General features: G+C 45.7%; 16 protein-coding genes and 1 tRNA gene. 10 read left to right on the top strand and 7 right to left on the bottom strand.

The genetic code is table 11. From position 1 onward, the window contains the following. Positions 1-47: 47 nt before the first annotated feature. Positions 48-758, bottom strand: coding sequence for a ribose-5-phosphate isomerase RpiA (gene rpiA / locus H6G17_RS00645; protein WP_192153442.1), 711 nt, complete (start codon positions 756-758; stop codon positions 48-50). Between the two features lie 143 nt (positions 759-901). Here rpiA and H6G17_RS00640 point away from each other — a divergent pair, with 143 nt between their 5' ends. Then, complete coding sequence (locus H6G17_RS00640) at positions 902-2,098, top strand: esterase-like activity of phytase family protein (RefSeq protein WP_192153441.1); 1,197 nt, start codon at positions 902-904, stop codon at positions 2,096-2,098. A gap of 34 nt (positions 2,099-2,132) precedes the next feature. Here the strand turns inward: H6G17_RS00640 and H6G17_RS00635 are convergent, their stop codons facing one another. Beyond that, positions 2,133-2,525, bottom strand: coding sequence for a hypothetical protein (locus H6G17_RS00635; RefSeq protein WP_192153440.1), 393 nt, complete (start codon positions 2,523-2,525; stop codon positions 2,133-2,135). 149 nt (positions 2,526-2,674) lie between these two features. Between H6G17_RS00635 and rppA the strand changes: the two genes are divergently transcribed. Continuing rightward, positions 2,675-3,349 carry a two-component system response regulator RppA gene (rppA, locus tag H6G17_RS00630; protein ID WP_192153439.1) on the top strand — a complete coding sequence of 225 codons (675 nt, stop codon included), beginning with the start codon at positions 2,675-2,677 and terminating at the stop codon, positions 3,347-3,349. A 12-nt stretch (positions 3,350-3,361) separates the two neighbouring features. Here rppA and H6G17_RS33820 read toward each other — a convergent pair whose 3' ends face one another. After that, a complete protein-coding gene (locus H6G17_RS33820) occupies positions 3,362-3,493 on the bottom strand; it encodes a hypothetical protein (RefSeq protein WP_277875898.1) in 132 nt (43 codons plus the stop codon). Between the two features lie 22 nt (positions 3,494-3,515). Here H6G17_RS33820 and H6G17_RS00625 point away from each other — a divergent pair, with 22 nt between their 5' ends. The 7 genes from H6G17_RS00625 to H6G17_RS00595 all read left to right on the top strand — a co-directional run bounded on the left by H6G17_RS00625 (position 3,516) and on the right by H6G17_RS00595 (position 10,456). Beyond that, entirely contained in the window at positions 3,516-4,808 is a 1,293-nt protein-coding gene (locus tag H6G17_RS00625; protein ID WP_192153438.1) for an ATP-binding protein, read from the top strand. A gap of 293 nt (positions 4,809-5,101) precedes the next feature. Further along, the gene (locus H6G17_RS00620) at positions 5,102-6,451 is read left to right on the top strand and encodes an amino acid permease (RefSeq protein WP_192153437.1); all 1,350 of its coding nucleotides are present in this window, start codon (positions 5,102-5,104) and stop codon (positions 6,449-6,451) included. Positions 6,452-6,579: 128 nt separating this feature from the next. Then, positions 6,580-7,236, top strand: coding sequence for a class I SAM-dependent methyltransferase (locus H6G17_RS00615; protein ID WP_192153436.1), 657 nt, complete (start codon positions 6,580-6,582; stop codon positions 7,234-7,236). A gap of 3 nt (positions 7,237-7,239) precedes the next feature. Next, on the top strand, positions 7,240-7,377 hold the full coding sequence (locus tag H6G17_RS00610) for a hypothetical protein (protein ID WP_192153435.1): 138 nt from the start codon (positions 7,240-7,242) through the stop codon (positions 7,375-7,377). Next, positions 7,374-8,534, top strand: a complete 1,161-nt coding sequence (locus tag H6G17_RS00605; RefSeq protein ID WP_192153434.1) for a M20/M25/M40 family metallo-hydrolase — start codon at positions 7,374-7,376, stop codon at positions 8,532-8,534. The genes H6G17_RS00610 and H6G17_RS00605 overlap by 4 nt, the downstream gene beginning before the upstream one ends. Positions 8,535-8,629: 95 nt before the next feature. Further along, on the top strand, positions 8,630-9,745 hold the full coding sequence (locus H6G17_RS00600; RefSeq protein WP_192153433.1) for an HhoA/HhoB/HtrA family serine endopeptidase: 1,116 nt from the start codon (positions 8,630-8,632) through the stop codon (positions 9,743-9,745). An 81-nt stretch (positions 9,746-9,826) separates the two neighbouring features. Beyond that, positions 9,827-10,456, top strand: coding sequence for a DnaJ domain-containing protein (locus H6G17_RS00595; protein ID WP_192153432.1), 630 nt, complete (start codon positions 9,827-9,829; stop codon positions 10,454-10,456). 393 nt (positions 10,457-10,849) lie between these two features. Here H6G17_RS00595 and H6G17_RS00590 read toward each other — a convergent pair. Further along, positions 10,850-10,921 (bottom strand) — tRNA-Thr (locus tag H6G17_RS00590). Between the two features lie 34 nt (positions 10,922-10,955). Between H6G17_RS00590 and H6G17_RS00585 the strand changes: the two genes are divergently transcribed. After that, complete coding sequence (locus tag H6G17_RS00585) at positions 10,956-11,234, top strand: DUF3493 domain-containing protein (protein ID WP_192153431.1); 279 nt, start codon at positions 10,956-10,958, stop codon at positions 11,232-11,234. A gap of 40 nt (positions 11,235-11,274) precedes the next feature. On the opposite strand, the gene H6G17_RS00580 is transcribed toward H6G17_RS00585, so the two are convergent. The 3 genes from H6G17_RS00580 to H6G17_RS00575 all read right to left on the bottom strand — a co-directional run bounded on the left by H6G17_RS00580 (position 11,275) and on the right by H6G17_RS00575 (position 13,616). Beyond that, on the bottom strand, positions 11,275-11,439 hold the full coding sequence (locus tag H6G17_RS00580; RefSeq protein ID WP_192153430.1) for a hypothetical protein: 165 nt from the start codon (positions 11,437-11,439) through the stop codon (positions 11,275-11,277). A 242-nt stretch (positions 11,440-11,681) separates the two neighbouring features. Beyond that, positions 11,682-11,816, bottom strand: a complete 135-nt coding sequence (locus tag H6G17_RS33815) for a hypothetical protein (protein ID WP_277875897.1) — start codon at positions 11,814-11,816, stop codon at positions 11,682-11,684. Beyond that, on the bottom strand, positions 11,817-13,616 hold the full coding sequence (locus H6G17_RS00575) for a DUF1565 domain-containing protein (protein WP_192153429.1): 1,800 nt from the start codon (positions 13,614-13,616) through the stop codon (positions 11,817-11,819). Positions 13,617-13,741 lie beyond the last annotated feature (125 nt).

The raw sequence follows: 13,741 nt of genomic DNA, 5'->3' as shown, positions 1-13,741 counted from the left end.
TACATTTGTCTTACCTTTAACGGGCGCACACCTGTGCGCCCCACAAATTACATTTGTCTTACCACGGGTTGACCGTCTTGCACTTCGCCAATCAGGACGAGATCGGTACAGTTGACAAAGATGCCGTTTTCCAGTACACCGGGAATGTTGTTGAGGGTTTTTTCTAATTCGGCGGGGTTATCGATCGCATCAAACCTAACATCAATCACCATGTTACCTTGGTCGGTGATTACAGGTCCGGCTTTTTTTACGCCCATCCGTAGTTCCGGTTTACCACCTAGCTTTTCAATTGCCCGCATGACGGGTGAAATTGCCATTGGGATGACTTCTACTGGGACTGCAAATACAGAACCCAATCGGTCTACCAGCTTACCGCTATCGACAACGACAATAAATTGTTGTGCTAGGTAGTCTACAACCTTTTCACGGGTATGGGCAGCACCACCACCTTTAATTAAATTTTTCTGCGGATCGACTTCATCCGCACCATCAATTGCCAAGTCAATATGGTCTATAGCGTCTAGAGTAGTGAGAGGAATGCCATATTGTTTAGATAGGACTTCGGCTTGAAATGAAGTAGGAATACCAACAATATCTTTGAGGTCGCCAGATTTGAGGCGATCGCCGATATATTGAATTGCATAGGCTGTAGTAGAACCCGTGCCAAGTCCGACAATCGTACCAGATTTTACCAAGGCAGCGGCGGCTTTGCCGACTTCCTGTTTCATCTCTTTTACTGGATCTGCTGCTGCGGTCATGCTCAAAACTCAATTTCAAAACTCAATCTTCTGCCGCGATTAGTATATAGCGCTACGGGACGTTGAGAAAGAGGGAGCCGTAAGTCGTAAGTCGTAAGTCGTAAGTTGGGGACAAGGGAGTGATAAGTAGGAAATCTGGAGGAATGGAATTTATATCTACACAAGCTAAGTTTATTAGTGCTGAGTTGAAACTCGTGAGATTTTTGAGAACCTACGTAGGCAGGTTTTGTCCGTTTAGCGGTGACTTTAATCGTCTGTTTAAGCAAGTAATTTTAGTTAGCGCGATCGCATTGTTGAGTCTACTCTCGTTCGCAACTCCAGCACTAGCGGCAAAAGATCGATTATTTCTCGACCTGTCGCTGGAATATTTAGGAGAATATCAACCGCCAACAAACATTTCTAACGCACCAGCAGGGTTTTCGGCAATTACTTATGATAAACGTCGCGATCGCTTTTATGCTATTTCTGGTAATGAAATAGTCACTCTTAAGTTGAGTTTTAAAACCGCTCCTGAAGAGATAAAAATTCAAAATATTGAGCTTGAATCTGTAACTTCACTTCTCGATAAAGACGGCAAGCTTTATGACTCAGAAACCTTTTTTGCTAAGGGAATCGCTTTAACACCGCAGCAGACTGTATATATTTCCGGTTCTCAGATAAGTGGGGAACGATCGCTTCCTTTTATCCGAGAATTCGATCTGAAAAATGGACGGATGCTGCAAAGTCTTACTCTTCCTAAACGATATATTGCTAAAAGCATACAGGAAAAAGAGCAAAACCAGAATACTCAAATTACTCAAGACGATATAACATTTGCAGCTTTAGCTTTTAACGCGACTGGTACTGTTCCTACGAGTGGCGAACCAGTGAATTTATTCACTGCTACTGAGTCAACGCTAGTACAAGACCGAGATACGCCTAATTCTAAACAGGGAAAAGCTCGGTTACTACATTACTTAATTGGCTACGGTACGCCGATGCTGCTAGCGGAATATGCTTATCCTCTTGATGCCGAACTTGAGGAATTGTTATCGGTAGAGGGCGTTCATTTTCTCAGTTTAGAACTTCAGCCAGAAACAAAAACTGGAAAGATTTATCAGGTTGTGACAAGCGGCGCAACCGATACATCAAAAGTCGAGAAACTTAAAGGTAAAATTAAAGGAGTTCGAGAAATTAAGAAAAAGCTGGTTTCAGACTTGCAAGAGTTAGGGATTACTTTAGAAAATTCGTCAGGTATGACTTTCGGTTCTCGCTTATCTGATGGTACGAAAAGTTTGCTTGTCATGAGTCATGACCAACAGGTAACTAATTTTCTGCTTTTTCGCCTGCATTATCAATGATTTGAAACTGTCTTCAATCCGATTTATTAACGATTCATCTAAAATCAACTTGATAGTGAACTGTCTTTTGAATTTGCTCTAAAGATAAACCTAGTTCGCGCGACAATGCGACTTCAATTTGGCTAACTTCTGTAAAAGGAAACTCAAACTCTAATTTTTTCAAGGCAGAATTAGCAGTTTTCACTTTGACTTTAGAAAAGCCCTGATGATACTTAATCTCAACACCAATTGAGAGGATAACTTTAGTCGATTGCTCTTGTACTTGAGCGCTAGCTTGGATCGGAGTTGTGACGTAATAAGAGCGTTGTAAAATTTTATCGGCGATTGCTGCTCCACCGCTCCAAAAAGCGATCGCCAAAATCGGTAGCGGCAACCAAAATTCTAATCCCAGGGATTTGAGAGGGTAAAGCGATCGCAGTCTGCGCATCAGTTAGTCAACACAGTTCGGCTACTATTATCCATATAAGTCTATCTCGATTTAGAAACATTAACTGTAATACCCTTCAACGAACAGCGATCGGCTACTAGTAACTTTTTTTGACTTCTGACTTTTGACTTCTGATTTCGGGTTAGCCTATGGTAATTTTACTCGTAGAAGACGATCCAGCGCAGTTAGAACCCATACACGCTGCGCTTTCCCAAGCAGGACATACTGTAGATACTGCCAAAGATGGTGAAACGGCGCAATGGTTGATGACTCAGAAAGATTATGACTTGCTAATCGTAGACTGGATGTTGCCAAAAGTGAGTGGCGTGAGTTTGTGCCAGCAGTACCGTCAAACTGGTAAAACTGCCCCAGTACTGCTTTTGACGGCAAAAGATACCATAGCAGATAAAGTTGTAGGCTTAGATGCAGGAGCAGATGATTATCTCGTTAAACCAGTCGATCTGCTAGAGTTATTGGCAAGAGTCAGGGCATTAGGCAGGCGATCGCCCCAATGGCAAGGTGACACCACTATCGTTGGCGATCTTCAACTCCATCGTCCCACGCTAACTTTAGAAAGAGGAGAGGCGATCGCTCAACTCTCAGTGCGAGAATTTCAACTGATGGAATATTTCATGCGTCATCCCCGCCAAGTTCTCTCTCGCGAACAAATTGAAAGCACTTTATGGGAATGGGGAACAGAACCAGAAAGTAATGCCGTGACTACACTCGTAAGAAGACTACGCCAGCGAATGCAAGCCGTCGGAGCCAAAGATTGGTTGGAAACTGTTTATGGTATGGGATATCGATTGAATGCACCAGAATAGACTGGTTGACAGTTATCTGCAATCGGTAGAGAGTGGTGCGTGGTGCGTGGTGTAGGGAATTGGTAGTTGGTAGTTGGTAGTTGCCCCTGAAGTTCCCCTGCTTCCTTGTCCTCCTTGTCTCCCTTGTCTCCCTTGTCCCCTCACTCCTCACTCCTCATCCCTCATCATGTTCAGTCGCAGTCGTCGTAACATAGCTTGTTGGTTTGCTCTATCGATGGGAAGTATCCTCGTGGTTTTTGCAGGGGTAGTTTACTACTTGGAAGTGGAAGAGCAATTGCGGAATTTCGATCGCAATTTGTATAAAAAGACGAAAGCGATCGCGACGGATGCTGAATACCAATATTATCAAGGTCGATGGCAGTTCGATCTCGAACAACTGCCGATGCTAAGCAATAATGCATTACCAATAACAGGCGATATTGCTTACGCTCGCTGGTACAACTCTAAAGGGGAATTAGTCCAATTTGTTGGTTCTCCGCCTGCACCCAAGTATCTCAAGCTGGCTCCTGGTTTTGAGACAATTCAAACTCCCACACGCTCAAAACTGCTTAAACTTTCTAGCTCTAAAACATGGCTGCGGCAGATCACATTACCAGTTTTAAAAGCGGATTTGCTCATCGGTTATTTGCAAGTTGCAACTCCAATGACTTCTATGCGCCAGAGTCTAGAGCAAACGCGCTTGTATCTTTCGCTCGGCGTACCGCTAGCTCTCAGTACAATTGGGCTGACGGGGTGGTACTTAGCAGGGCTGGCGATGAAACCAATTCGCCGTGCTTACGAGCAATTACAGCGTTTTACTGCTGATGCTTCACACGAATTACGCGCCCCTCTCGCAGCAATTTTGAGTAATGCCCAAGTGGGCTTATTAACACCAGCAGAGGATACAACGAGTCCGCGACAGCGTTTAGAAAATATTGTCGATTTGTCAAAATCAATGAGTACGCTGATCGGTAATTTGCTATTTTTGGCACGTCATGAAGGAGCGTTGGCTACTGAAGCTCTCAAAAGTATCGATCTAGTCAGCTTGCTGAAACGATTAGTGAGTGAATATCAAGCACAAGCAGCAACACAGAGATTAGATTTTGTTGTTCAACTGCCAGAACAACCAATAAAACTCGTTGCCGAACCAGATTTATTGCAACAAGCGGTGAGAAATTTGCTGAATAATGCCTTCAAGTACACTCCCTCTGAAGGTAGAGTTTGCTTGCGAATATTTAGCCAATCTTATCGAGCGATCGTCCAAATTGAAGACAATGGCATCGGCATTCCATCTGAAGATTTACCCCATATTTTTGAGCGATTCTATCGCGTAGACACCGCGCGATCGCGGCAAACAGGTGGATTTGGTCTGGGCTTAGCGATCGCCAAACAAATTGTCGAGGCACACAAAGGCAAGATCGCCGTTCAAAGTACCCTGGGACAAGGCGCAACTTTTAAAATCGAACTTCCTCTAAGGTAATCGATCGGCGATCGGCTAATTCCGACTTACGACTTACGACTTTCCAATGACACATTCATGTCATATTTGTGCGGCAAACTCAATTTAAAGTAATATGCAGAAGTCGCTGACTTCTAGCAACTTTTACTTGTAAATACCCGTTGAGAAATTTAGTTATACAGCAATGAGCTGTGGCTAAAAATCGACGAACTTACCATCAAGTACCTTTTTAATACAAGTACCATTAGCCAGAAGCAGTAGATATGACCGAGCTTTCTAATTGACATTAAGTCTTCACCTAAAAAATTGACGATATGGCAAATAAAGTAGCATCACCAGCGCTGAAGCCAACCCTTTCAGTGGTGGACGCAAGCGCGATCGTCGTCGGTATGGTGATTGGCGCTGGAATTTTTGAGACTCCCACTCTGGTGGCTCAGAATGCTGGTAGTCAAAGCGTTATCTTATTCGCTTGGCTGCTAGGTGGGGTTGCCTCATTGATCGGCGCTCTCTGTTATGCCGAACTGACGACAGCATATCCTCACCCAGGCGGGGATTACCACTATTTCATGCGTGCCTTTGGCACGAACATTGCTTTTCTCTTCGCCTGGGCGCGGATGACGGTGATTCAAACTGGTTCGATTACGCTGTTTGCTTATGCGTTTGGTGACTACGCATCCCAAATCTTGCCACTAGGGAGCTATTCTTCTGCGATCTATGCAGCCCTCTGCATTGCTATTCTGACCGGATTGCATATCATGGGCGTGCAGCAGGGAAAGTGGACGCAAAACTTACTGACGCTAGCAACAGTGGCGGGTCTGGCATTGGTCATCATTGCTGGAATGATTACTGTAGCTAGTACTACTCCCGTGCCTGACACGACACCCACTAGTAATGGTGGAGCTTTCGGACTGGCAATGGTCTTCGTATTGTTAACATACGGCGGCTGGAACGAAGCAGCTTACATTTCGGCAGAAGTGCGGGATGCCAGACACAACATGGTTAAGACGTTGCTGTTGAGTATCGCTCTGATTGCTGGACTTTACATGTTAGTCAACTTTGCTTACATCCACGGACTGGGGATTGCTGGTGTAGCAAATTCCAAAGCGGTAGCAGCCGATCTGATGCGGCGGGTGTTTGGCGAAAGTGGGGCAAGATTAATTAGCTTTATCGTTGCTGTGACTGCACTGAGTTCGATCAACGCCACAATTTTTACAGGAGCGCGGACGAACTTTGCTTTAGGACAAGACTTTCGCTCTTTCTCTTTGTTGGGGCAATGGAGCGATCGCCGTCACACACCTACCAATGCTTTACTCATACAAGGGGCGATCGCATTAGGACTCGTTCTTCTAGGAACGATCACTCACGAAGGCGAGAAAGGCTTTGAAACGATGACAGCCTACACCTCACCCGTATTTTGGTGCTTTTTTCTACTGTCGGGAATAGCATTGTTCGTCCTCCGCCAACGGGAACCCAATACACCTCGAACTTTTCAAGTCCCTGGCTACCCGATTACTCCCTTGATTTTTTGTGCTATTTGTGCATACCTACTTTACTCTAGTATTACCTATGCTTCCAGTCAGGCATACAGTATCGGAGCGATCGTCGGTATTAGCGTGATGGTTGTGGGTGTACCTGTACTGTTTTGGGTGCGTCGCAGAAACTAGAGATGGGACAACAAAAAAAGTCGTAAGTCGTAACTCGTAAGTCGTAACTTCAGGAATCGGAAGTCATTCTCTGTGCTCCCTGCTCTCTGCTCCCTTTCTTCACTGATAACTGACAAGAGGAAATACAGATGCAATTACCACTAATACTCAAACCGATCGCGGTAGGTGCGATCGCCGTTAGTATGGGCATTATCGGTTGTACGCAACAGACAGGGCTGAATGCTCAGGCAGAGCCTAATACTGCTCAAACAACTCAAACAGCACCACCAGCAGGACAAACCGAACAACGGGAACCTGACGTACCTTACGTGCCTACACCTCAAGAAGTTGTGGATGAAATGCTCAAACTGGCAAAAGTTCAAAAAGGAGATGTCCTCTACGATCTAGGTAGCGGTGACGGACGCATCCCCATTACTGCCGTGAGAGAATATGGTGTAAAAAGGGCTATAGGTATAGATATCAATCCCCAGCGGATTGAAGAAGCAAACGAAAATGCCAAAAAAGCAGGCGTGAGCGATCGCGTGCAATTTCTCAATCAAGATTTGTTTAAGTCCAATTTCAATGAAGCCTCTGTCGTGACGCTGTACCTACTACCAGATATCAATGTCAAACTGCGACCCCAGTTATTCAAACAATTGAAACCTGGTACTCGGATTGTTTCTCACGATTTTGACATGGGTGAATGGAAACCCGAGCGCACGGTACAAGTACAAGGACCAAACCGGACTCACACCCTTTATTACTGGGTTGTTCCTGAAAAACCACCAGCTAATTTACAGGGGTGAGGAGTGAGGGGAATTCGGAATTCGGAATTAATTGCGAATGGGCGACTTGCAACTTCTCCCTTGTCCCCCTTGTCTCCTCTTCCCGACTCTCGGACGGGCGGGTTTGGAAACCCACCCCTACCGACTCCCGACTCCCTATGAAATACGCAATACTCATAACTACTTTAGTCGCCCTACCGACGGCGAGTTTGGCGCAGTCTGGACGGGCTGGAGCAGATGTGGAAGCCTTGGTAAAACTCGGTCCTAGAGTGGCTGGTACGCCAGTTATGGCAAAGGCTAGTGACTATCTAGAGGCGGAGTACCGCAAAGCTGGCTACAAAACTCAAATTCAAACTTTTACCTACTCTCGATTTGAGGATTTAGGTTCGAGTTTGACAGTAGGAAAGACCAAAACTACAGGTTTACCTCTAAGTGGATCGGTTGCAGGTAAAGTTGATGCACCGCTGGTAGTTGTACCCAACGTCGGACGACCAGTGGATTTTGCTCGGGTTGATGTTAAAGGCGCGATCGCAGTTGTCCAAAGAGGAGAAATTCGGTTTTCCGAAAAGGTACAAAATGCCAGTACTGCGGGTGCGGTAGCCGTGGCAATTATTAATGACAGATCGGCAAAACTTGCGGCTTCTCTTGGTGGTGGAGTCAGTAAAATTCCTGTTTTGGCTTTATCTAGAGAACAAGGCTCTGCTTTACTACAAAGTTCTCAAACCCAACAGCCAGCTAGCTTACATGTCAATACTCGGCAACGTCAAGTTACTGGACGTAATGTAGTAGCTCATCTACCTGGTAGCGTCAGACCTCAAATACTCCTGGGCGCTCATTACGACTCCGTACCAGGTGCGCCAGGGGCGAATGACAACGCTTCTGGGACGGCTGTTGTTTTAGAAATTGCCCGCAGAATCTCTAAAACTCCCTTAGCAAACCAAACTTGGTTTGTGGCTTTTGATGGCGAAGAAGACGGGTTACATGGTTCTAAAGCTTTCGTACAAACCGCCCAACCGCAGTTTATCTCTAGCCTTAAGGCAATGCTAAATTTTGATATGGTAGGTGTAAATTCTAGTCTTCGCGTGAGTGGTACACCTCAGCTCACTGCCCGAGCAAAAGCAGCGCAAAGTGGGTTGTCTACTTCTGAATCTTACAGTGGTAGCGACCATGCTTCTTTTGCAGCGGCAAAAGTTCCAGTTTTATTTTTTCACCGAGGGCGCGAACCTAACTATCACACGCCTAACGACAAACAAGTAGACTCAAATCTACTTGATGAGACTGTCAGCGCGGGACTAGAGATTGTCAAGCAATTGCTTTGAAGTGTGGAGTGTTAATGGTTGATGGTTAACGGTTGGCGATCGCCTATCAACCATCAATCAACAACTAATAATCAACAACCAACAACTAACATACAATGTCTCAGAATTCTGCTGTGAAAAAGTCAGTCACTTATTTATCTTTAATCTTTTTGGGGGCTGCGGGTAGTTTGTTAGGAACTCAACTGTTGCCTAATAAACCGGAGTTAATGCAACCATCAATTGCTCAAGTTCCCACTCAAGTTCCTAGCGGAAATACTAACTTTATTGCCAACGCTGTCGAGCGTACTGGTGCGGCAGTCGTCCGTATTGATGCTGCACGGGCTGCCAGACGTGCTACGCAATCTCAAAGAGTCGTGCGGGGAACTGGTTCGGGCTTTATTATTGAGCCGGATGGTTTGATTTTGACAAACGCTCACGTTACTGGTGGAGCTGATACGGTCAATGTCACCCTGAAAGATGGACGCAAATTTACTGGTCGGGTCTTGGGTAGAGATGAATTGACAGATGTGGCTGTAGTGAGAATTCAAGCCAATGATTTACCTACGGTAACAGTAGGCAACTCTGACAACCTCCGACCTGGAGAGTGGGCGATCGCGATCGGCAATCCTTTAGGATTAGATAATACTGTTACTGCTGGTATCATCAGCGCTACGGGTCGTTCTAGCAGTGATGTAGGCGTTCCCGACAAGCGCGTCGGTTTCATTCAAACTGATGCGGCGATTAATCCCGGTAATTCTGGCGGACCCCTATTAAATCAACAAGGGCAAGTGGTGGGAATGAATACGGCAATTATCGGCGGCGCTCAAGGTTTGGGTTTTGCGATTCCGATCGATCGAGCGCAGCAAATCGCCGAACAATTAGTTGCTAAAGGTAAGATCGATCGCGCCTATTTAGGGGTTCAAATGGCAACTCTCAACGATGAGATTCGAGAAACCCTAGCCCAAGAGTCAAATGGAGATGTCACGATCTCCGCCAACCAAGGGGTAGTCGTGTTAGGAGTCGAGCGCAATTCTCCTGCTGCTGCTGCGGGTATTCGTCCTGGCGACGTGATCCAGCAAATTAACGGGCAACAAGTGAAAACTGCCGATCAAGTGCAGCAAGCAGTAGAAAACAGCCAAATCGGTGTCAATATCCCGCTTGAAGTCAGTCGCAATGGGAGAAATATTCAGCTCTCAGTAAGAGCTGGTGAATTTCCTGCCAGCGCTAGCTAAAGGATGCATATTAGGTATGGGGAGCAGAGACGTTCCACGCAACGTCTCTACACCTCCAAAATATTTTCCTGTCCCTTAAGTATGGATAATCTGCCCAATCCCAACTGGTGTTATCAAGTTTTAGAAATCTCCCCAACGGCGACGGCGCAGGAGATTAAAATGGCTTATCGCCAGCTGGCGCGGAAATATCACCCCGATCTCAATCCAGGCGATCGCACTGCCGAAGATCGGTTCAAACTAATTGTCCAAGCATACCGCACCTTACTCACCCTCCAATCGCAGTCATCTTCCAGCACTTCTACAAAAACTACACCACATCCAGACACCACTTCTACTTACAGTACAGGTGGCGTGCGCTTCCATGTCAAGCAACGCGACTGCACGCCTTCCTCTCCTCCCCTCTCTTCAGAAGAAAAGTTACTCAAATTGAGTACGCTCAACCAAGTCTACACTTTACTCAAGCGTCAGAATTTTCAGCAAGCAGTAGACATAGCAGAAAAGCTAGCTATCCGCTTTCCCAAAGATTCAGACGTGCAACCGTGGCTGGCTGTAGCTTACCATCGTTGGGCAAAACAGATGATCTCGCGACAACAGTGCGATCGCGCTAGAACTTACCTCAAAAAAGCTTTGCAAGCCGATCCTCATAACCAGAAGTTATGGCGAGAAATCGAGCGCGATTACAAAGCTATAGAACGCCAGTTAATGTTTTGATCCGCAAAAGCTATTGATCGTATCAATATTGATGACATTGATGACTTCATTTTGTAGCCAAATTAATATCTAACTGTCACAGTCATGTCACATTCATTCACTATCTTATAAATGGCTGCAACGAGTAAATGAGTTACTCCTCACCCTATCCTCAATTCAGCGAGTAAATAGCCTCTCCATATTTTGGAGAGCTTTTTTTATGTGACTTGCAATAAGCGGTCTTCCTCTACACATCCTGTCCCAAATTTCCGCTAAGTTAGCTTTTGGGGTAAAAATTGGGGTAATTGGGGTAATAGTACTGAGGAGCCAGCCATGTGCAGGGGTTTTCTCCGTTGAGCGGACTGGCGTTGCTAATTTTGGTTTGTAATTTTCTGTAGAGCTTAAAATTTAGAAAGCCGATGGCGGGATTTGAACCCGCGACCGCTCGATTACGAATCGAGTGCTCTACCACTGAGCCACATCGGCGCTGCCAAACCTTTATTATACTATCAAAACTTTGATGATAGAGCAAAATCCTAAAAATCGCAGCGACAAACGGTTGACATCAGAACAATACGCTCGGTTGAGAGCAGAAGCAGCCGCTCCTTATCGAGGATTGAGAAAATTTATCTACTTTTCTTTCGGAGCATCGGGTTTAATTGGCGCTGTCATCTTTTTAGCTCAACTAGCAGCGGGACAAAACGTCAGTAATGCTTTACCCAATTTTGCTCTCCAAGTAGGAATCGTTGCCTTGATGATTTTCCTCTTTCGTCTGGAACGGGGGCGAGCAAAGTCGTAGTTAATAGAGACAAGGAGGACTTAGGGGATACGGGAAACTCTTAGACTTCAAGATTCTGAATTCCCCTCACTCCTTCTAAATAAATTTGGAAGAAATACTCAGGATTATCTCTGGTCAAATGTATACTATTACTCGTTTTGGCAGCTCGGCGGCGCGATCGCCCTGTTAAACGACCGCTCCTTAAAGAAAGTTCAAGTTCATTCACAACTCTCAACAGTATCGTAGAAAAAATAAAGAAAACATTAGAAAAGTCATTATTTCAGATAGAGTTTGTCATACTATATACATAGGTTCAAACGGGGTCAGCTTATATAAAGACCCTGACTATATCTCCGCTAACTCAAAGGGGTCAGCTATAAATATATAAAGACCCCACTGCATATAAGAAGCAAAATAGCGCCAGCACTCCTGTCGGAATGCTGGCGTTGTTAATTCAGTTATCAGTTTTCAGTTACCAGCGATCGGGGTTTGGGTGTGGGAAGTGTAGGGTGTAGGGTGTGGGGTGTAGAGTGTAGAGATTGTAAATTTCTTTCTCCCTTGTCCCCCTTGTCCCCCTTGTCCCCCTGCTCCCTTCTCCCTCATCTAAGGCAAGCTAACGAGGTAGGGTGAGGGAATCGCTTTAGCTCGTCCGGCGTTCACGAGTGCTTGATAGACAAAAGCAGCAACCTCAGCACGGGTAGCCTCGCGATTGGGATTTAACTGAGTGGGTGTAGGATAGTTGATTACCAATTGTTTCTGAGTGGCAGCGGCTACGGGTTGAGTGGCGTAGTTGGGAATTTGAGCTGCGTCAGTGTAAACTGCGATCGCGCTAGAATTATCCGCACTCAATTTTAGACCGTTTGCCAAGGATACCAGCGCTTGGACTCTGGGAATTTTCTGCTCGGGTTCAAATAAATTGCCAGGATATCCAGCCACAAAACCACCTTGATATGCCGTTTGAATTGCTTGATAGCCCCAATATTTGCGCTGAACGTCCTGAAAATTAACGACTGGGCGTTGTCCTTTGGGTGTAAAGGCTTTACTGACAATTGCGGCAAATTGGGCGCGGGTAACTGGTTCGTCTGGCTTAAAAGTACCATCAGGGAAACCAGCAATAATATTTTTAGCAGCTAAGGCTTCAATATAAGGCTGCGCCCACAAACCTTTGATATCGCGCAGAGCAAATTGAGCGGGAGTAAATGTGACTTTGCCAGAAATGCGCTTGGGATCGATATCGTTACCAATCGCAACCAGAGCGTTACCCCGTGTAGCATTGTATAAGTCATAGCGCTTGTTACCGCGAATCAGATTCTGTCCGGCGTTATCAGCAGAACCAATATCGGGTTGAGCGTTGACAGTGGCGACAACTCCATCGCGATCGTTATTTTGAATCACGTTATTGCGTAAAATCGGTTGAGCCGCCTCGGAAACATAGATCCCGTCTTTATTTTGTTGAATTTGGTTATCACTGACTAATGGTGATGACGTACCACCAATTGCGAGTCCAAAACCTGTAGCTTGAAAGACGTTGTTGCGAATTTCTCCCTGTGCTGCCCGTGCTACAGAGATTCCGTTACCACCATTTTTAATGAATCGGTTTGCTTCTATTTTGGGGCTAGCCGTTCCAGTCACAAAAATCCCGTCTCGATTGCTGTTAGCAAAAGTACTGTTCGTTACCGTAGGATTAGTCGATTCAATCCACAAGCCCGTGCCGCGTGTATTAGTGTTAGTCACGGTGACACCACTAATTGTTGTCTCTTTCTCGGCACGAATCGTGACGTTCTGTCGGGCAAAGGTAGGGCTGATATACTCTCCACCACCACTGATGATAATATTCTCACCCTTAGTTGCTTCATCACCGCGCAGCGTCACGCCGGATTTGAGAGTGAGGGGAAAGGTTTCTCCAGTTTCGTTAGTGTAGTTACCAGCAGCAAGTTGAACGACCGTGCCAGGTTCGGCTTGAGTCAAGGCAAAGGTAATAGTTTTATAAGCAGATGCTTCGCTCGCACCAGCACCAGGAGTATCCGTACCGACTTCGGGATTAACGTAAATAACTTTGGCAGTGGTGGGAGCAGCAATTGGAGGTGTAGTTTGAGCTTGAGCGTGTACGATAGAAGTATCTGCTAGTGTAGCGATGGGGATCGTGCCACTGGCAACTAACAGTAAGGCGGTTAGTCCAGTTCGCCAAGGAAATAACGAGCAAACAAGCGGTTTGACGGACGAAGCGCGATTGGCAGACGAGAAAATTGGAGAATCTTGGCGTGTCATACTTGTAGGATTTGTCATGTGCTGACGATCTGCATCTAGTAAGACAAGCGATCGCAAAAATTGCACAAAAATTTTACTTTTATTAACATTCTTGGAACGAATTCGCTTGTCCTGAGATTTGAGCTGATGACACATACCACTGCTACTATGTTCCGCAATTTTCTATAAATCTTTCGCAGAGTAGATAGTACCTGCTTTACCAAACTCGGTTGGTTGTGAGAAACAATCTTGTAGGATGAGTCTTGACTGAAAGCAACCGT

This window comes from Chroococcidiopsis sp. [FACHB-1243], assembly GCF_014696895.1.
Lineage (GTDB): Bacteria > Cyanobacteriota > Cyanobacteriia > Cyanobacteriales > Chroococcidiopsidaceae > Chroococcidiopsis.
This window is presented reverse-complemented; position numbering and strand designations above follow the sequence as displayed.

What these genes read in the sequence shown, in the direction of transcription:
- H6G17_RS00635 (WP_192153440.1), bottom strand. Translation starts at nt 2,525, where the DNA reads ATGCGCAGACTGCGATCGCTTTACCCTCTCAAATCCCTGGGATTAGAA.
- H6G17_RS00575 (WP_192153429.1), bottom strand. Translation starts at nt 13,616, where the DNA reads ATGTGTCATCAGCTCAAATCTCAGGACAAGCGAATTCGTTCCAAGAAT.
- rpiA (WP_192153442.1), bottom strand. Translation starts at nt 758, where the DNA reads ATGACCGCAGCAGCAGATCCAGTAAAAGAGATGAAACAGGAAGTCGGC.
- H6G17_RS00605 (WP_192153434.1), top strand. Translation starts at nt 7,374, where the DNA reads ATGAAATACGCAATACTCATAACTACTTTAGTCGCCCTACCGACGGCG.
- H6G17_RS00600 (WP_192153433.1), top strand. Translation starts at nt 8,630, where the DNA reads ATGTCTCAGAATTCTGCTGTGAAAAAGTCAGTCACTTATTTATCTTTA.
- H6G17_RS00620 (WP_192153437.1), top strand. Translation starts at nt 5,102, where the DNA reads ATGGCAAATAAAGTAGCATCACCAGCGCTGAAGCCAACCCTTTCAGTG.
- H6G17_RS33815 (WP_277875897.1), bottom strand. Translation starts at nt 11,816, where the DNA reads ATGAGGGAGAAGGGAGCAGGGGGACAAGGGGGACAAGGGGGACAAGGG.
- H6G17_RS00615 (WP_192153436.1), top strand. Translation starts at nt 6,580, where the DNA reads ATGCAATTACCACTAATACTCAAACCGATCGCGGTAGGTGCGATCGCC.
- H6G17_RS00625 (WP_192153438.1), top strand. Translation starts at nt 3,516, where the DNA reads ATGTTCAGTCGCAGTCGTCGTAACATAGCTTGTTGGTTTGCTCTATCG.
- H6G17_RS00585 (WP_192153431.1), top strand. Translation starts at nt 10,956, where the DNA reads ATGATAGAGCAAAATCCTAAAAATCGCAGCGACAAACGGTTGACATCA.
- rppA (WP_192153439.1), top strand. Translation starts at nt 2,675, where the DNA reads ATGGTAATTTTACTCGTAGAAGACGATCCAGCGCAGTTAGAACCCATA.
- H6G17_RS00595 (WP_192153432.1), top strand. Translation starts at nt 9,827, where the DNA reads ATGGATAATCTGCCCAATCCCAACTGGTGTTATCAAGTTTTAGAAATC.
- H6G17_RS00640 (WP_192153441.1), top strand. Translation starts at nt 902, where the DNA reads ATGGAATTTATATCTACACAAGCTAAGTTTATTAGTGCTGAGTTGAAA.